General features: G+C 34.9%; 15 protein-coding genes. 6 read left to right on the top strand and 9 right to left on the bottom strand.

What is annotated here, in order from left to right; translation table 11 throughout:
- The first annotated feature begins 544 nt into the window (after nt 1-544).
- The gene (locus ACIP9G_RS12140; protein WP_340821300.1) at nt 545-1,117 is read left to right on the top strand and encodes a YitT family protein; all 573 of its coding nucleotides are present in this window, start codon (nt 545-547) and stop codon (nt 1,115-1,117) included.
- A gap of 48 nt (nt 1,118-1,165) precedes the next feature.
- Here ACIP9G_RS12140 and ACIP9G_RS12135 read toward each other — a convergent pair whose 3' ends face one another.
- The 4 genes from ACIP9G_RS12135 to ACIP9G_RS12120 form a co-directional block, all read right to left on the bottom strand.
- Nucleotides 1,166-2,041 (bottom strand): DMT family transporter, encoded by an 876-nt coding sequence (locus ACIP9G_RS12135; RefSeq protein WP_401019599.1) that lies wholly within the window; start codon nt 2,039-2,041, stop codon nt 1,166-1,168.
- Between the two features lie 106 nt (nt 2,042-2,147).
- Nucleotides 2,148-3,305, bottom strand: a complete 1,158-nt coding sequence (locus tag ACIP9G_RS12130; protein WP_340821298.1) for a PucR family transcriptional regulator — start codon at nt 3,303-3,305, stop codon at nt 2,148-2,150.
- A 135-nt stretch (nt 3,306-3,440) separates the two neighbouring features.
- Nucleotides 3,441-4,859: an amidase gene (locus ACIP9G_RS12125; RefSeq protein WP_340821297.1), complete on the bottom strand. Its 1,419-nt coding sequence runs from the start codon at nt 4,857-4,859 to the stop codon at nt 3,441-3,443.
- Entirely contained in the window at nt 4,849-5,034 is a 186-nt protein-coding gene (locus tag ACIP9G_RS12120) for a hypothetical protein (protein WP_139860532.1), read from the bottom strand. The genes ACIP9G_RS12125 and ACIP9G_RS12120 overlap by 11 nt, the downstream gene beginning before the upstream one ends.
- A gap of 285 nt (nt 5,035-5,319) precedes the next feature.
- Here ACIP9G_RS12120 and ACIP9G_RS12115 point away from each other — a divergent pair, with 285 nt between their 5' ends.
- Both ACIP9G_RS12115 and ACIP9G_RS12110 read left to right on the top strand, forming a co-directional pair.
- Entirely contained in the window at nt 5,320-6,213 is an 894-nt protein-coding gene (locus tag ACIP9G_RS12115; protein WP_340821296.1) for an EAL domain-containing protein, read from the top strand.
- Nucleotides 6,179-7,129, top strand: a complete 951-nt coding sequence (locus tag ACIP9G_RS12110) for a GGDEF domain-containing protein (protein ID WP_401019596.1) — start codon at nt 6,179-6,181, stop codon at nt 7,127-7,129. The genes ACIP9G_RS12115 and ACIP9G_RS12110 overlap by 35 nt, the downstream gene beginning before the upstream one ends.
- A 42-nt stretch (nt 7,130-7,171) precedes the next feature.
- On the opposite strand, the gene ACIP9G_RS12105 is transcribed toward ACIP9G_RS12110, so the two are convergent.
- Entirely contained in the window at nt 7,172-7,933 is a 762-nt protein-coding gene (locus tag ACIP9G_RS12105; RefSeq protein ID WP_340821294.1) for a glucose 1-dehydrogenase, read from the bottom strand.
- A gap of 193 nt (nt 7,934-8,126) precedes the next feature.
- On the opposite strand from ACIP9G_RS12105, the gene ACIP9G_RS12100 reads away from it, so the two are divergent.
- Entirely contained in the window at nt 8,127-9,521 is a 1,395-nt protein-coding gene (locus ACIP9G_RS12100; protein WP_340821293.1) for an L-cystine transporter, read from the top strand.
- Between the two features lie 407 nt (nt 9,522-9,928).
- Here the strand turns inward: ACIP9G_RS12100 and ACIP9G_RS12095 are convergent, their stop codons facing one another.
- Nucleotides 9,929-11,398, bottom strand: a complete 1,470-nt coding sequence (locus tag ACIP9G_RS12095; protein ID WP_401019593.1) for a methyl-accepting chemotaxis protein — start codon at nt 11,396-11,398, stop codon at nt 9,929-9,931.
- A gap of 725 nt (nt 11,399-12,123) precedes the next feature.
- On the opposite strand from ACIP9G_RS12095, the gene ACIP9G_RS12090 reads away from it, so the two are divergent.
- Nucleotides 12,124-13,389: an MFS transporter gene (locus ACIP9G_RS12090; protein ID WP_340821291.1), complete on the top strand. Its 1,266-nt coding sequence runs from the start codon at nt 12,124-12,126 to the stop codon at nt 13,387-13,389.
- Nucleotides 13,390-13,577: 188 nt separating this feature from the next.
- On the opposite strand, the gene ACIP9G_RS12085 is transcribed toward ACIP9G_RS12090, so the two are convergent.
- The 3 genes from ACIP9G_RS12085 to ACIP9G_RS12075 all read right to left on the bottom strand — a co-directional run bounded on the left by ACIP9G_RS12085 (nt 13,578) and on the right by ACIP9G_RS12075 (nt 15,837).
- Nucleotides 13,578-13,892 carry a hypothetical protein gene (locus ACIP9G_RS12085; protein ID WP_401019589.1) on the bottom strand — a complete coding sequence of 105 codons (315 nt, stop codon included), beginning with the start codon at nt 13,890-13,892 and terminating at the stop codon, nt 13,578-13,580.
- A 133-nt stretch (nt 13,893-14,025) separates the two neighbouring features.
- Nucleotides 14,026-14,586 (bottom strand): SLOG family protein, encoded by a 561-nt coding sequence (locus tag ACIP9G_RS12080; protein WP_401019586.1) that lies wholly within the window; start codon nt 14,584-14,586, stop codon nt 14,026-14,028.
- Between the two features lie 345 nt (nt 14,587-14,931).
- On the bottom strand, nt 14,932-15,837 hold the full coding sequence (locus ACIP9G_RS12075; protein ID WP_340821288.1) for a TetR/AcrR family transcriptional regulator: 906 nt from the start codon (nt 15,835-15,837) through the stop codon (nt 14,932-14,934).
- A gap of 157 nt (nt 15,838-15,994) precedes the next feature.
- Here ACIP9G_RS12075 and ACIP9G_RS12070 point away from each other — a divergent pair, with 157 nt between their 5' ends.
- Complete coding sequence (locus ACIP9G_RS12070) at nt 15,995-17,509, top strand: MDR family MFS transporter (RefSeq protein ID WP_401019585.1); 1,515 nt, start codon at nt 15,995-15,997, stop codon at nt 17,507-17,509.
- Nucleotides 17,510-17,982 lie beyond the last annotated feature (473 nt).

Below are 17,982 nucleotides of genomic sequence, written 5' to 3'. Positions count from 1 at the left end.
CCTCCCTGTCTTTTTTAAAAAGGGAGGTTAGTTTTTTAGGGATGTTTTTGATGTAAAAAGGTTTTTTGTGCTTGGTGATGCTTACTATTGTTAATTAAAGTAATACAGTTAGCCAATCGTTCAATACCGAATTTGATTTAGCTTTCATTCACTTGAGAAATACATAATCGCAGAATATTTTCCTCTTTATATTGTGGCAAAAATATTCTAGAGGCATCATCCACATAGATTTATTGCTCGTTTAACAGATGAACGATTTGCTTGGTAGTCACATTATCCGGTAACCATAACCCCGAAACACTTTCTCTTCTATAATATAGGAAGTTATTACATTTTCTTTTTTCATTTTTTATCCTCCCTACATGTATATGTATACACTTCATTTATTTTAAATAAGATATTTTAGTATATGTGTAAATGCAAAGAAATGTAAACGGGGTGTTTTGTGAAAATACTTTTATTTTCACATATAGTAAAGTCCAAAACATGTTCAATTCATTTCTTTCATACTATAAGTACATGCTTAGTTTCGGAGGGGGGTTATATGTTTTTTCTGAAGAAGGGCTTGGTCATCATAATAGGTAGTATCTGTATTTCCTTAGGCATTAATCTATTCTTAACACCCTATCAAATACTAGATGGAGGCGTTGTAGGGGTAGCGCTCATTTTGTACTATTTGTATAAATTGAAAATCGGGCTAATGATTATTATTTTAAGCATTCCGATATTCATCATTGCTTGGTTTAAATACAGAACCTATTTTTACAATAGTGTGCATGGGTTAATTGGCTCGTCTTTTATCATTGACCTGTTGAAGCCTTTAAGAAATTTGGTTCAAATCGATGCCATTTATAGCGCGATATTAGGAGGGATTTTAGTTGGCTTTGGCATTGGTTTAATGCTTCGATTTCAGACAAGCACTGGTGGGACAGATCTTGTTGCACAGTTTTTATGTGATAAAACAGGCATAAATGTAGGGGTTCTTATTTTTTTTATTGATTCAATTGTTATTGTTTTAGGTGGGCTGCTTTTGTCTTCGAATACATTAATCCTTTCGATCATTACCGTATTAGTAGTCGGTATTACTACAAGTATGATAACCAGTCATGCAAAATAAAAAATAGCTTCAGCATAAACTGAAACTATTTGTAGGGGAGCATTATTGTCAGTTATTCATTATCCGTTTCTTTGGATAGGAGGGCTTCACTTCAGCAATTAAAATAGCTAGTAAAATTAACACTGCTCCTATAACCATTCGGCTTGTTAGTACTTCATGTAAAAATATGACCGATAACACCATTCCGAAAAAGGATTCTGTTGACAGGATAATGGCTGCCTTTGTAGCAGACGTATATTGATTTGCCACGTTTTGAAAAAGGTAAGCAATAGTAGTTGAAAAAATACCTAAATAAATGAGTGAATAAATAGCTTCTTTTTCAAGAGAAGCGGGAATATCACCTTGACTGACAACGACTAAAATACCTATAACGGAGGCCGTAATAAATTGAATAATTGTTAGCGCTATTGCATCTTCTTTTTGAACAAAAAGGTTTGTACAAAAGATATCAAAAGCAAAGGCCACAGCACAAGCTAAAGAAAGTGCATCGCCTATATTCATCGTTAAGGAACCTTGTAATGATAAACAGCCGATTCCGACAATGGCTATGATGGAGCCGATGATTTCGTATCCATCAATACGGCGTTTATAAACGGCATAGGCAATGAGCGGAACAACAATCACATTGACAGCGGTTAAAAATGCATTTTTAGAAGGAGTTGTATATTGTAAACCAACCGTTTGGAGTGCGAAGGCAATATACAATATTGTTCCTAGTAAAACACCTTTCCAAACAACTGATTTTGTTGCTTTTTTTAATTTGTATCCAAATATTACAGTTAGTATAATCGAAGCTAATAAAAACCTACCTGCCATTACTTGATAAGCAGTTAAATATTCTAGTGCAATGGCCGTTATAACAAATCCACTGCCCCAAACGATAGCGGTTGTCAGTAGCATGCCATCAGCTATGTATTGTTTCATCTTTCTTCCTCCTTACTCCAATAAGAATAGCATGAGAAGAAAGAAAAAAATTTGACTTTGATTCTAAAATTTCAGGCGTTTTTTTGTACTTATTCCAAAGCTCTATTTAATCTGCGATTTTGCTATGTAATAAGTACAATTTAACGGCTGCAGATAAGCGTTCATAAAATACATAATCATTATCCAACGGTGCTACTGATTGGCGTATTTTTGTCATGCGATATCGTATAGTATTTGGATGGCAAAAGTGTGCTACCGCTACTTCTTTAATATTACCCTTTTTCAAGATATAAGTGATTGCAGTGTTGATTAAATCCACATCTGCTTTTTCATCTAGTAATGGCCCTAGATAGTCATTTACATAGTTCATAACGAAATGTGGGTCTTTCCGATGTAATTCAATAAGTAAAATATCTGATCCAAGATGATTGTAGTGACAAGTAGGGGTCATATCCATTTCAGCCATTATGCGTGCGAAGAAAGCTTCTCGCACAGCAAGGTGAAGCTCAGTTTGTGTGACATGTACTTGACTATAACCCACAATCAGCTCGTCTGTTGATAAATCATACATTGTGAGCCATTCATTAAGAAATTTCTCGAATTGAAAATGTTGTGATTGATTTGTCACCAAAATGAAGATGCTATTTTTATATTTACAAATTACGCCTGATTTTAATAGTAGCTCTAATTGTAAAAATGGTTGCATCCATTCGGCATTTGTTAATGACTTCATCTGAAGATTTGCTACGAACATATATTTTTCAAACGGCTTGTTCAATTGTTGTAAAAAAGATGTAATTTGTTCATCAGTAACTTCTTCATTAATAAGGCGTTTCATAATTGTTTCTAAAAAGAATGCATAGTCTTGTGTTTTTGCGTATGCCATTGTTTCTAAAATGATTTTTTCGAAAAATTCGTCTCCACCGAATCGCAATATCGGGAAATGATGTGCGTTTGCTAAAGCGAGTACCTCATCTGGTAAATCATTATAAATAACGGGCTTATAAGCTAATGCACTAGCTTCTAACTGAATAAGGCTTTTCACAGCATTTAATAAATAATCGGGTTGTTGTTTTGCAAATAATAAACTGCTGAGTATTACACTATTTGGTGTAAATATCGTTTCTCGAACAGTTTCAATATCAGGTGAAAATTCAAAATCTAGAATTTCAACATTTTGGACAGGTTTATGTAAACCGTTGCTACCTGCAACTACTGTAAAATCCTTTGTAATAGGCAATTGCAAAAAGTTTTTTACGTTCATTAGGGAATCTAGCAACCTTTCCAGTAATTTATTATTAAGTATCGTACCATCATTTTAGGATAAATGAATATAGTTGTTGGCTTTTATTTGCAATGAATAAAAATAACCGCCCACGAATGGACGGCTACATATTTTTTAAATGTTAGCAAAAAGGTTAGGCTTTCGATTTTTTAATGGATTTGTTTGCTCAATTGCATAGCCTACATTTAGGATACGACCTTCGTTAAATGCTGGTCCAATAATTTGTAAGCCGATTGGCAAATTCCCTTTGAATCCACATGGAACAGAAAGTGCTGGTAATCCAGTTAAGTTACTTGGCCCAGTGAAGCGAATAATATTGTCGATTAAGTCGACCTTTTCGCCGTTTAGCTCTGCAAAGTCATCACCAATTGTATTCGCAACAATTGGTAATGTCGGTGAAATTAAGACATCCACTTGATTGAATATTTGCGTAAACTCTTGTTTAATTTGTCTACGTACTTGTTGAGCTTGTAAATAATCAACAGCTGAAGGTAATTCACCTAGCTCAAATAACAGACGAATATCATCACCGAAATCTTGTGGTCTCTTTTGTAAATCTGAGTGATGGATAGCAGACGCCTCAGATAGGGAAGTAACGAGCTCTGCCCATTCTGCATATTGCAAGGATGGGATTTTGACAACTTCCACCTTTGCTCCTTGGTCTACTAGATTTTGAATACTTGCGCGAACCGCACGTTCAACGTCTGAGTCAACGCGGTTAAAGAAATAATCCTCATTAACACCAATGACTAAATCTTTCACATTGCCAGAAAGCTGATTTAAATAATTATCTACAGGTACATCTACACATGTAGGGTCTCGATGATCGAAGCCTGAAATAATCTCGAGCATAGCTGCGGCGTCTTTTACCGTTTTTGTCATAGGTCCAATATGATCTAAACTCCAAGCAAGCGGGTAACAACCAAATTTACTTACACGACCATGAGTAGGTTTTAAGCCAACGATACCACACGCTGAAGAAGGGATGCGGATAGAACCTGCTGTATCTGTTCCCAATGAGGCTACACTTGCACCTGCCGCTACTGCTGCTCCTGAACCACCACTTGAGCCGCCAGGAATTTTATCAAGATCCCATGGGTTACGTACAGGTCCATAATGAGGATTGTTATTTGTAATGCCCCATGCGTATTCGTGCATACTTAATTTCCCTGTGAAAATAACACCTGCATCCCGAAGCTTTTCAACAACGGTCGCATCATAATTTGAGACGAAATCTTTATGAATTTTTGAAGACATCGTCGTTATTTTATCTTTAAAGTATAAATTATCTTTTAGTGCCATCGGAATTCCATGGTACATTCCTCGGTAATTTCCATTTATAATTTCTTGCTCTGCCAATTTAGCATTCTCTATAGCCTCTTCGTGGTAAAATGCCATGTAAGAATTAATTTTTGGCTGGCTTTCTTCAGCAAAATTTAAAATTTCTTTCGTCAATTCGACAGGAGAAAGTGTTTTGTTTTCGATTAATGGCGCCAGTTCTTCTACAGATTTTAAATGTAAATCAGTTTTCAATATGGTCACCTCCAGGTATATTGCGAATAGCAATATCTGCATCATCAATTGCAATGCCTTCTAAATTGCTACGAAGTGATTGCATACTTTCCCACCGCGTTTTTAGTAGTTCAAGGTGTTCAGATTTTGCTGTAATTCCTTTGTTCTCCAATAGTTGTTGAATAGACAAGCTCATTAACATGATCCTCCCTTGAATAATAATTTATCTCAATAGGTTGTCCTATAAAGACCTAAAAAAAAAATCTACTAGCAAACTATAATTTTCAGAAAAAAAAGAAAAATGCCTCTACTATAATCATAATTTAACAAAAATATTTGTCAAGGTGCCAGTCACTCAAACAATTTGCCTGTCCATTTCTACGATGTCTGAAAATCAACTTTGTTCTTTTTACAACTACTTCACAGCACATTTACAATGAAAGCTTACAATAGAACTAATAACCAATTTAAGAGGTGTGAAATGGAGTCTGCTGTGAGACAAAACGTAAAAACAAACAGTTTCTTTTTATATTTAAATCATTTATATGAACAGCATCAAAACAATACTTTATATATAAAACGTTTCAAGACATTGAAAAAAATTATTGAGACTAAAGATTTACATACTTTTTTTCAACCAATTATGAACTTACAAACGAAAGAAACAATGGGATTTGAGGCGCTGAATCGACCGACGCCTTCCGACTTATTTAGTAGTGTCGACCAATTTTATGAATTTGTAGGGCAAACAGACTGCGTATTTTTATTTGAATGCTTTTGTCGAAACCTTTCATTGCAACGTTTCAAAGAGCGTCTTCATGGAGAAATGCTGAATAAAGATTTTATGCTCTTTCTCAATATCCATCCGAACGTATTACTAGATAAGAAATATAATAGTGGTGAGACATTACAATTGTTAAAAGAGCTAGGCATTAAGCCGCAGCAAGTAGTGTTTGAATTAACAGAGCGCAGTGCTGTGTTAGATTTCGTGGAGTTTGAACGAGTATTATCACATTATCGTTCACAGGGCTATCGTATTGCGGTGGATGATATGGGATCTGGCTACAATAGCTTAAAAACACTTATTTATTTAAAGCCCGAATTTATTAAGTTGGATCGCTCATTAATTCAATTTATCGATAAAAACAGTGAGCAGCAGCAGCTTGTTACATTACTTATGACGTACGCTGAGCAAGCAGAAACGAAAATTATTGCAGAAGGTATTGAACGGCAAGAGGAGCTCGATTATTTACAAGACATTGGCATCCATTATGCACAGGGATATGCAATAGGGAAGCCATCAAAAGACATACATTTTGGGGAAATAAGGGTGGATGACTATGCAGATAGGGGAAGTCATAGAAAACGTTCTTAGTATTGATGGATTTGTAAAAAACAAAGAAGTAGATTTACTTTTTACGAGCAATCCATCATTGCGCAGTGTTGTTGTTGTAAGAGATAGCAAACCAATTGGACATATTACACGCACACATTTCTATCAAAAAATTGGTACACGTTATGGTTATAACTTATTTATGGGGCGGCAAAATCAACTTATTATGAAAGAAAATCCTCTAATTGTAGATTATAGTACACCTATTATAGAAGTGAGTACGGATGCGATGGACCGACGAGCAGAGGACCTATATGATGATGTCATTGTTATTAAAAAGGGTTTATATTTGGGTGTAGTTAGTATTAGAGAACTGCTGTTAAAGCTTGTAGAGACACAAGTAGCGATTGCAAGCTTTTTAAATCCTCTGACAAGTTTACCTGGCAATAAGTTAATTGAAGAAAAACTAGAAAAGGCACTACAGCTTGAAAAATATAGTCTGATTTATTTTGATTTAGATCATTTTAAAACTTATAATGACACCTATGGTTTTAATAGAGGAGATAAGATTTTGCTCTATTTAACAGATATCCTTAATAGAAACATTACAGGAATAGAAGATTTTTTAGGGCATATAGGTGGCGATGATTTTGTTGCTATTCTCCCGCATTATGAAGTAGCAAGCATTTGCCAAACAATTATTGAAGAGTTTGATGCCCAAATAATTGATTTTTATGAGCTTGAAGATTTGGTGCAATTACAAGTCCCGAATAGAGTTGGGAAATTAGAGCGTTTTACATGTACATCATTGTCCATTGCTGTTATTACAAATGAGTATCAGCAATTTACTTCAGTTAATCAATTGTCAGATGCAGTAACACGTTTAAAAAAAGAATGTAAAAAAATATATGGAAGCTGTTATTTAATTAATGACAAAAAAACCTACCTCGTTCACTAACGAAGTAGGTTTTTATTATGCGGTACTATTTTAATAGAAATCTTAATAAGCGCTCCAACCAGCATCAGCAGCTAAGGCTACGCCATTAATAAGAGCAGAATCTTCAGAAGCTAAAAATAGAGCAATATTTGCAATGTCTGAAACCTGACCTGCTTTTGGCATAAGTTGAACGCCACGCACAGATTGTTGCATACCGAATGGGTCTACATTAGTCATCGCTGCTGCAAAACCTGTTTCTACATGTGCTGGTGCAATCGCGTTGCAACGGATGTTTTGCGATCCATAGTGAGAAGCAATATTTTTCGTCATACCAACAACTGCATGTTTAGCAGTTGTATATGCTAGTCCACCGCGACCACCCGTTAATCCAGCGATAGAAGCCATATTAACAATCGTTCCTCCGCCATTTTCAATAAAGGTTGGTAATACATGTCGAATTGCACGCATTACGCCGCTCACATTAATATCCATGACACGTTGCCATACAGCATCTTCAACATTTGCTGCTGCCTGCATATTGTCACCAACTCCAGCGTTATTGACTAAAATATCTATACGACCAAAATGAGCTACCGTATTAGCAATCATTTTTTGGATATCCTCTTCTATAGCGACATTTACTTTGACACCAAATGCCTCAAAACCAGCATGATTAAATTCAGCAACGGTTGCATTTAATGCGTCCTCATTGAAGTCAGCAATGACAACCTTTGCACCTTCTTGTGCATATTTACGTGCTATTTCTTTACCGATTCCTGCTCCACTACCTGTAATAATCGCCACTTTATCTTGTAATTTTCCCATAAACATTCTCCTCCTTGAAATCAGTTTACTTATAAACTAATTTGATTGTATTCCTTTTCAGCCATTTAATCAAAATAAATAAACCGCTTACATTTATAAAATTATTAATCTTAATAAAACATACTTGAATAATAGGGATTATAGGTATATAATTCGGTTTACATTATTATAAAACATCTTAGGAGGCCTTCTATTGTCAACTTTACAAGTTATTCTTAACGTAGCGCTGTTACTTGTGTGCGTTGGGATTTTAGTTATTATGAACAAAAAACACGTGAAATTTTCAAATCGTGTTTTTGCTGGTCTAGGTTTAGGTATTGCACTTGGTCTAGGACTTCAATTATTTTATGGTATTGATTCGGAAGTTTTAGCCGAAACAACGCCATGGTACAACATCATTGGTACTGGTTATGTAAAACTACTACAAATGGTGGCAATGCCATTAGTGTTTATTTCTATTTTGATTGCCTTTACGAAAATGACAATTGGCAAAAATTTTGGGAAAATGGCTGCATTAATTTTAGCAATTTTAATCGGTACTACAGCTGTATCTGCAGCAGTCGGGATTCTTTCAGCAACAATATTTGATTTAGATGCTACTCAAATTATGCAAGGTGATGCTGAAACAGAGCGCGGAGCATACCTAGAAGAAAAAACAACGGGAATGGCTGCACCAGATTTACCAACACAAATTATTGAATTATTCCCAGCGAATCCATTCCTTGATTTAACGGGTGCTCGTTCTACATCTACAATTGCAGTTGTAATATTCGCAGCATTTTTAGGTTTTGCCTATTTACGTGTTGCTCGAAAAGATGGAGACATGGCAGCTACCATTAAAAAAGGTATAGATGCTATACACGCGTTAATAATGGGTGTTGTAACAATTGTTTTACGTTTAACACCTTATGGTATTTTAGCAATTATGGCACGTACAGTGGCAACATCTGATTTTGGGGCAATTTACAACTTAGGTAAATTTGTTATTGCTTCTTATGTTGCATTAATTATTATGTTCCTTGTTCATTTACTAATTCTTTCATTAAGTGGTTTAAATCCATTTACGTATTTAAAAAAATCGCTTGAAACATTATTATTTGCCTTCACTTCACGTTCAAGTGCGGGAACTTTACCGATGAATATTAAAACGCAAACAGGTAGACTTGGTGTACCAGAAGGTATTGCGAACTTCGCAGGCTCATTCGGTTTATCAATTGGTCAAAATGGCTGTGCGGGTGTCTATCCAGCAATGTTAGCAATAATGATTGCACCAACTGTTGGCATTAATCCATTAGATCCTGTTTTCATCATAACTGTTATTGCAGTAGTAGCGATTAGCTCGTTCGGTGTAGCAGGTGTTGGTGGTGGTGCGACATTTGCAGCGATTCTTGTGCTATCAGCGCTTCACTTACCGGTTGCACTTGCAGGTATTTTAATTTCAGTTGAGCCATTAATCGATATGGGTCGTACTGCACTAAATGTAAGTGGTTCAATGACGGCAGGTGTTACAACTGCTCGAGTAACGAAAGAATTAGATACAGAAGTGTATAATAATAAAGCAGTTAGTGCACAAGTTGCAGATTTATAGTTTTTTATAAGTGGAAAAAGTATGCTAAGTTGATTCTTAGCATACTTTTTTTCGTAGAATTGAATTGCAAGGAAAGTAGGGAAGGGCTTAAGCGATTTCTTTAATGCAAACCCTCTAAAGATTGAGGTGGCTTTTAAAGCGTATAAATCTACTGCGCTTTCGCGGGTATGACGTAAGTGGTAACCGTCGCTGTTTTGTTTTGCGGTCTGATTCGTTTTACGATATGTAAATCCAACAGGAGTCTCCGTGGGCTTTTACTTTGAATTGTATAAAATTGTGTGAGTGCCTGGCACTATGCTCAGGCACTATGCTCATGTCACCCGATAGAAGTGAATTAACAGCTAGGAAAGAAAAGAGAGTACGGGAACGTTTTTACGTTTTCGTACTCTCTATTTTTTCAAAATACCTTAATAAGTATTTTTTATATTTTCGGTGCTCTTAGCTGTATCATTGATGTATTTTGCAATGCTATGGTTGTCAGCTGTGATGTTTTCAATCGATGCATTCATTTGTTGTAATGTTGCAGTTGCTTCCTCGATAATCGCAGCAAAATCATTTGTCGACGTATCAACATTTTGACTGTTAACAGCTACCTCATTTGATAAATGCTCAAATTCATTAAATTTAGTTTTTAATGAATGTAAAATTTCGCTTAATTGAATAAAGTTTGTGTTTACTAGCTTTGTAGACTCTACACTTTGATGTAATGTATCACTACTCTTGTTCATGTTTATTTGTGCTAATTTATTCGTTGTATTGACATCAGTTAAATTCTCTGTGATTTTGACAGTAATATTATTCGTTAAATCTGCTAAATTTCTTATTTCTTGGGCTACAACAGAGAATCCTTTTCCAGCATCCCCAGCACGAGCTGCCTCGATAGAAGCATTCAAGGCTAATAAATTTGTTTGTTCAGTTATTTGTTGAATATCATTGGCAAACTGATTTGTTTCTTCTATTTTCCCAGTTAAAGTTTTGAAGTTATCACTTAAGTTCGAAATAACATTTTGAAGACTATTCATTTCAGTTGTAAGATGATGGATTTTATTTTGGCCTTCATCTGCTAGGTTGCTTGATTGAACAGAGTCATCTATTAAACGGACTGTTATTTCATTCATTGAATGGATTGCCGTTAAGTTATTTTGTGCACTGTCTGCTATTTTAGAAATTTGTTCACTTTGTATCATACTACCTGTTGAAACTTCATTCATAGCTATTTGAATTTCTTCTTGCGATCTTAAATTTAACTGAACTTTATCGTTAATTTTACTAATACTTTCAGCAATAACGCCAATTTCATGTTCCAAATGAATTTTATGCTCTTCTTTTGTTTTAGCATCTGCTTCAGCAATTTCACTGTACTCTTGTAGTTTTTTAAATTGGTTTTGATTCATACGAATTAATATTGTTAACAGGAAACCAGTGAAGAGATAAATGATAACAAATGAGCTTATATTTCCAGAATAATACTCAAAGGAAGGAGAAGGGAAAAGATAAACTAAAATAAGTGTTACTAACCCTAAACTATATCCAATACTAAAGATTTTGTTATTAAATTGAACAGCAGAAAATACTGCAAAGAAAAATATAGAAAGAGCAGTGGATAGGTCCCCACCATAAATCATTACTAAACATATGTTAAAGATATTCATAATGATAACTATTAAATATGGGAAAACAATTTCTTTCTTATAACGGTTACTAACTATGTATATCAATGGGTAAAAAATGATTTGCGCGCTATAAAAAACAATAGTCCAAAAATCAGGTTTTAAAGATATTGAGCCTACTAACCCTAGAATCGTAGAAGCTAGATAAGTGAAAAGCATTAGTTTATTTTTATTTTTCAAGTCCATTAACTTTAATTGCTCAATCATGTTGCACTAAAGACCTCCTATAATTTTATTATTTTGAAATAGTTATTAATCACTAATAAAGGAAATGATTTCCCGTTAAACTAATGATTAAGATTGATTATATTAATTTTAGTAGGAAGTAGTAAAGACTTATTTTTGAATTTTTCTGATGTTAGTTACAACTACCTAGTTAAAAATTGAAAAAAAGAGCGGGAAATAAAACCTAAAAAATTCAAGAAAAGGTTTTGTCAAGTGTTTTTTAGTTAAAAAATAAATATTCTGTGAAATTAATTAATTTAATATTAAACAGTTTAATGTTAAAATAAATTGCAGGTCACAAAAGTTTCACAATTTTTGGAGGTGTTTATGTGGGGAGAAAGCAAGATAAAGTCTAGTGTAGCAAGGTTTTAGAGGTTAAATGATCAACTGCGAAATTGCTTGCAGAAATGTCAAAAGTAAGCTACCGCAGATCTAAATAAAAAGAGTGTAGGAGCATTTTGAGATAGTCAGTGTGCAAGGATTCCACGTCATTTAATCAATTCAAAGGAAGCCGTAAATTCTTTTTATAAAGTAGATCTTACTTAAATGTTGTGCATATAGCTTAGGCTAATGGTACAAGTTAAGTAATGTAAATATACAACAAATTATCTATCGTATCATTGCATAAACGCCAAATTACATCTGAAACGCGAAATTTGTAGTTTTATGTAAAATAAAGTCTTTAAAATAAAAGGAGAAATAGGGAAATGAGTGCTAATAAAAAAAAGTTTCACTTTGCATGGCTAGTTTTAATAGGTTTATGTATTACAGTTGGTTTAGCTAAGTCTGGACTAAACAGTTCAGCAGGACTATTCTTACCATCAGTATCGGAAGACATTGGTGTAGGTCTAGGGAATTTAACGTTATATCTAAGTATTTCATCAATCGTGACGATGATTTTCTTACCAATTGGCGGGAAGTTAATGGCCAAGTATGATACGCGTATTTTACTTGTTGTTGCGATTATTTTACAAGCAGGTTCTTTCGCTCTATTCGGTATGATGAGCTCTGTGTGGGGCTGGTATATCCTTGCGATTCCTCTAGCTGTTGGTGGTGTATTAATCACAGTTTTAGCAGGTCCAGTATTAATCAATCAATGGTTTAAACAACGCAGTGGATTAGCTTTAGGTATTATTACTGCGTCAGGTGGTTTAATTGGAGCTTTCTCATCTCCGATAATTGGTAACTTAATTGCTAATCAAGGGTGGAGAAGTGCTTATATTATGGTAGGTGTTGCAGCTATCGTAATTATTGTTCCGACAATTATTTTCTTTTTAAGAAAATCACCTCAAGAAAAAGGTTTGTTACCTTATGGTGCTGATGACAATAACAATAGTGAGAAAAAAGTAGAAAAAGATACTAGCAATTCTGGTATTTCATTCGTAGATGCTAAAAAATCATTAGCATTTGCATTATTACTATTGTTCTTCTTTATTATTACGTCTGTTGCGAGTTTTTCAATTCACATTCCAACATACCTTGTGAATCAAGGATTTAGTGTGAAATTTGCTGGTAATGTTATGTCTGCTTTAATGGTCGGCGTACTTTTAGGTTCTATTCTCTTTGGTTATTTAATTGATAAAATTGGTGCTAAAAGCACGACAATTATTGCTATGTTAATTGGGTTAGTTTCTATGTTGTTATTAATATTCTTTGTACAAAGTACAATTGCAATTGTGGCAGCTGTTGGCCTATTTGGTTTCGTATCAGCTTGTATCGGAACATTAGCTCCTGCTATTACTTCTGCATTATTTGGTAATAAAGATTACAGTCAAATCTATTCTACAGTTTCTATCGGCTTGGCAGTAGCAGGTATTATCGCACTACCAGCGTATGGCTATATTTTTGACTTTACAGGAAGCTACACACCTGTGTTATACATCATTGTAATTATGATAATTATTAATATTATTGCTGTATTAGTTGCTTTCGGTAATAAAGAAAAAATGGTGAAAGCTGGATTGTGGAAATAAGTCATATCATCATTAAATGAATAAATGCTTCTAAAACTACACCTCACTTGTTGGACAAGGGGAGGTGTAGTTTTTGCTTGTGAAAGACTAGTTTTTAAGAAAAATTGTTTCATAGGTCGCTTTAAAATTTACTGCTCTTTCCGCGGGTTTTTATTTGGAGAATTCAAAATTGTTTGAGTGCCTGGCACTTAAACGATTTTTACGTAAAAATCTTTACCATTGATAATGTCCGTCAATTCAATATCGTAATGAGCTTTATAGTAGTCATAAATATTGCGTGCTAAACCGGAGTGTCCATTTAAATAAGTTCCCTTTTTAATCTCTTTTCGTGGATTATGGAAATCAAAATATAAGCGTGAATCGTGGCACATTGCATTTAAAATGGCGTTGAATTCTTGTTCCTCAATATGAATCCCTCGCGTATACTGGCACTCACGACGATACGTATCGTGTGAAATATTCACAGGAGAAGGCTCTAGAATCATTTCGATTTTTCTATTCAAATGTCAACAGCTCCTTTCAAAATAATAACAAGTACTATTCCTTCTATTATAAAATTGTCAGAAAATTATATCAATATTTATATTTATTAAAGATTTTTGTCTATCTAACTTGTAGGGGGAGATATTCGATTATCTACCAATCCTGTTGTTGCTGTTGTATTTCCTCTGCGATTACCTGAAGATCGTAGGAGTTGATTGTTAGAATAGTATAGTCATGATTTTCCATATATTTTTCGGCTAAACGCTTCATATACTTCGGGGAGCCCTCATTTTCTTCATCATAAACTAGTAGCAAGCCGTCTGTGTTTTGAATAATAAATTTATCTTTTTCAGTAAACTGCCAAGGAGCTTCATACGGCTTTTTTGTCACACTTGTTACAAAGTCTGCCTGAGCAACTAGTGACTGATATTTTTCTTGTTTTATTTCTTGCCAGTTCTTTTCTTGTTCTAAAAATGGGGTGATGATTGCGTATTTTAAATTAGGAAATTCCTCTTTTAACGTTAAGACAACCTCTGCACTCCATGTTTCAACACCTTGTTGACCACTAATAATGACCCATTCCAAACCTTCATCCAATAAGGCTCTTAAGCGGCTTTCTAAAGCTTTTTTAATAATGGGGATACCAGGATGCTTGTCATTAAAAATACCAAGTTCGTGTGGTTTATAGCCTGTAATTATAATTCGCTGTAACACTAAAACGCCCCCTAAGCTGTTTTTATGTATCAACAGTATACAGCAGGGGACGATTGAAAACGAATGGAATGAGGTAATGCAACGCAATAGATTATTACTAATGGTATCAGGATACATATACAATAATCTGCGAAAAGGATTTGCATAATGGAACAGTAATGTCAGTTCGGGTGGTGAATGACAACGTCTTTGTTTTTGCAATTCTATTAAAGGTATTGTAGAAGTGGTCATGTTTATTGCATTTAACCGTTGCGCTTATAGCGAACTAGGCTTGCAGAAATCTCTGAAATTGCTCAATGTAAAACCCCGATTAGTCATCCTAATCGGGGTTTTTATATGGCTATTTTATTTTTTGCATTGCTCTGGTGGCTGACCCATTTTCACATAGCGCCATAGATTATTGGCAATATCGCGCGCTTCAGCGGCATGTTCGGTTCCGACAAAAGCTTTTCTGAAAGGAGTAAGAAGAGATTCAATAATAAAGAGTTTTGGCTTCTGCTTTTGAAGTTCTTCTAGAAGGAATGTTGCAAATTCAAACCCTTCCATCGTTTCTTCCTCTGTTAGCCCCTTTGTAAAGCCTAGCAATTGCTCAATCACGACATCTTTACTTATTTGTTGATAATTTATTACGTTTTGTATAGCGTTAAACATTTCAGCGGTAATAAGAACTTCTTTCGATTCAAGCATGGCAGGTATAATTAGGCTTATATTGCGTAATGCTACCCGTACAATTGCCTCGCGGTTTATATATTTATAGTCAGCTATTAATACTGCGCGTAAGGAAAGGTTAACCATCCCAAGCGTTTGTACAGCACATTCATAGCTCATCGGTCTAATTTCTTCACCAAAAACCTGTACAAGTCGATTTGCAAGCCATTCCAATTCTTGTAGGTGATAATTCAAAAGGATTTTCTTAAGTTCACTGTCACGTGAATGGAAAATTGATTCAAAAATTTGTACTAGGTTATGCTCACGGTTAACATGCATCAATACAGCAACTTGCTGTGTTAATATTTCTAAATCAGTAGGGTCTTTTCCATAAAGAAGTTCATGTCGACGGTTACTAGCCTCTTCACGTCCCTCATCTAAAATGGCAATTAAGCAGTCATTTTTGGAAACGAAATGATTGTAAAAAGTCCCCTTTGAAACTTTGGCTGCACTAATAATATCGTTAATGGATGTATCTAAAAATCCTTTTTCTATAAAAAGTTCCCGAGCTGAAGTGATAATTTGTCGTTTTTTTTTGTTCATGACCTCACCTTTTTAAATTATTATACTCGTATTCTACAATGTAAACGCTTATATATCAACGTTTTAAAATTTTTTAATCTTAATTCTTGAAAAAAGTAGACTGCGAGTATAAAATAAGTTTTATCGCAAAACAACAAGAAAGAATAGAGGGATATAAATGAATAATGACTTAACAATGAAAAAGCCCCCTTATGGCATGATTGCTATTTTGTTCGTGGGTGCTTTTGTTGCTTTTCTTAACAATACATTGTTAAATGTTGCGTTGCCAACAATCATGAAAGATTTTGATATTACGTATGCAAAGGTACAATGGCTTGCAACTGGTTATATGCTTGTAAGTGGTATTTTAGTACCTGCTTCAGCATTCTTTGTGACACGCTTTAAAAATAGACATTTATTTATTACTGCAATGTCTATTTTTACAATAGGTACAATTATGGCTGGCTTTGCTCCAAGCTTTGGTATGTTACTTGCAGGACGTATGGTGCAAGCGGCAGGGGCTGCTAGTATGTCACCATTATTAATGAACGTAATGCTGACTAGCTTCCCGAAAGAAAAACGTGGAGCAGCAATGGGTATTTTCGGTTTAGTTATGATTGCTGCACCAGCGATTGGCCCGACATTATCGGGTTATATCGTAGAACATCATGACTGGCGTATGCTGTTCCAAATGATTATACCATTTGCGATTATTAGTCTGCTATTTGGTATTTGGAAATTAGATAACGTTATGGAAACACGTAAAGTGCACTTAGATGTTCCTTCTGTATTATTATCAACAGTAGCATTTGGTGGTATTTTATACGGTTTCAGTACTGCAGGTGACAAAGGATGGTCTAGTCCTTGGGTTTACGGTACGATTTCAATCGGTTTTATTTCCTTACTTATCTTCATCTTTAAACAATTACGTATGGATCAACCTTTACTAGAGTTACGTATTTACAAATATCCGATGTTTGCATTAGGTTCTGCTATCTCAGTAATCGTTTCAATGGCGATGTTCTCTGGGATGATTTTAACACCTGCGTATGTGCAATCAATTCGCGGTATTGAACCATTTGAAGCTGGTTTAATGATGCTTCCTGGGGCACTTGTAATGGGGATTATGTCACCAATTACTGGTAAACTTTTCGATAAATTCGGACCACGTATTTTGGCAATCATTGGTCTAACGATTACAACAATCGCAACATTTGGATTAACAAAATTAGCACTTGATTCTAGCTATACATTCATCGTATCGATGTATACAATTCGTATGTTCGGTATGTCGATGGTTATGATGCCTATTATGACAAATGGTTTAAATCAATTACCACAAATGATGAATCCACATGGTACAGCGATCAATAATACATTACAACAAGTAGCAGGAGCTATTGGTAGTGCTGTATTAGTTACATTTATGAATAACCGTACAAAATCAACAGCTGCAGACTTAATTGCAGATGCTAAGGCAAAAGCAGCGCAATCAGGTGCTGCACCTACAGCAGAGCAAATGCAACAAATGCAAGATCAAATTATGCAAACAGCTCTACTAGATGGTATTACACATTCATTCTTAATCGCGGCATTCGTTACAGTTCTCGCATTAATACTTGCGTTCTTCTTAAAACGTGTAAAAGTTGAAAGTGCAGCTGCTACAATGGATTTAAAAAAACCAACAAACTAATATCATAAAAAAGAATCCCACCAATAAGCTATTCCAGAGCTTGTCGGTGGGATTTTTTCTGTAGACTAAACTCAAATGTCTATAGTCTTTTTATGAAAAAGGGTGACTGTTTCTATTCATTTTTTCTACATACGTATATGCGAACTACTTTCAGCGTTGTAGCATTCTGGACGACCTTCCTATAGCGGGAAAATTCACTGCGCTTTCAGCGGGCACGATGTAAGCCACAACAGTCACTAGCGCACCGTTTGTTGCCTCTGACGTCCTGTGTGTCCCACAGGAAGCCGACGCGTTGATAATTAGCCGCAAGGTCGCTCTGGCCGTCAAGGTGACATAGGTGAAAGTCGCTAATAGTTTGCTGCAAATAATTAAAAAAACGACTATTTGAATATGGCAAGTAGCTTAATAGAAAAAGGCAATGCCTGAAAAGTACATTTAATATAGTAGGGAATGTTCTTATCTAATTAAAAAAA

Source organism: Lysinibacillus sp. NPDC093197 (assembly GCF_044754025.1).
GTDB lineage: Bacteria > Bacillota > Bacilli > Bacillales_A > Planococcaceae > Lysinibacillus.
Note: the sequence above shows the minus strand (reverse complement) of the source record. Positions and strands in the feature narration are given on the sequence as shown.

What these genes read in the sequence shown, in the direction of transcription:
- ACIP9G_RS12140 (WP_340821300.1), top strand. Translation starts at nt 545, where the DNA reads ATGTTTTTTCTGAAGAAGGGCTTGGTCATCATAATAGGTAGTATCTGT.
- ACIP9G_RS12135 (WP_401019599.1), bottom strand. Translation starts at nt 2,041, where the DNA reads ATGAAACAATACATAGCTGATGGCATGCTACTGACAACCGCTATCGTT.
- ACIP9G_RS12130 (WP_340821298.1), bottom strand. Translation starts at nt 3,305, where the DNA reads ATGAACGTAAAAAACTTTTTGCAATTGCCTATTACAAAGGATTTTACA.
- ACIP9G_RS12120 (WP_139860532.1), bottom strand. Translation starts at nt 5,034, where the DNA reads ATGAGCTTGTCTATTCAACAACTATTGGAGAACAAAGGAATTACAGCA.
- ACIP9G_RS12115 (WP_340821296.1), top strand. Translation starts at nt 5,320, where the DNA reads ATGGAGTCTGCTGTGAGACAAAACGTAAAAACAAACAGTTTCTTTTTA.
- ACIP9G_RS12110 (WP_401019596.1), top strand. Translation starts at nt 6,179, where the DNA reads ATGCAGATAGGGGAAGTCATAGAAAACGTTCTTAGTATTGATGGATTT.
- ACIP9G_RS12105 (WP_340821294.1), bottom strand. Translation starts at nt 7,933, where the DNA reads ATGGGAAAATTACAAGATAAAGTGGCGATTATTACAGGTAGTGGAGCA.
- ACIP9G_RS12095 (WP_401019593.1), bottom strand. Translation starts at nt 11,398, where the DNA reads ATGATTGAGCAATTAAAGTTAATGGACTTGAAAAATAAAAATAAACTA.
- ACIP9G_RS12090 (WP_340821291.1), top strand. Translation starts at nt 12,124, where the DNA reads ATGAGTGCTAATAAAAAAAAGTTTCACTTTGCATGGCTAGTTTTAATA.
- ACIP9G_RS12075 (WP_340821288.1), bottom strand. Translation starts at nt 15,837, where the DNA reads ATGAACAAAAAAAAACGACAAATTATCACTTCAGCTCGGGAACTTTTT.
- ACIP9G_RS12070 (WP_401019585.1), top strand. Translation starts at nt 15,995, where the DNA reads ATGAATAATGACTTAACAATGAAAAAGCCCCCTTATGGCATGATTGCT.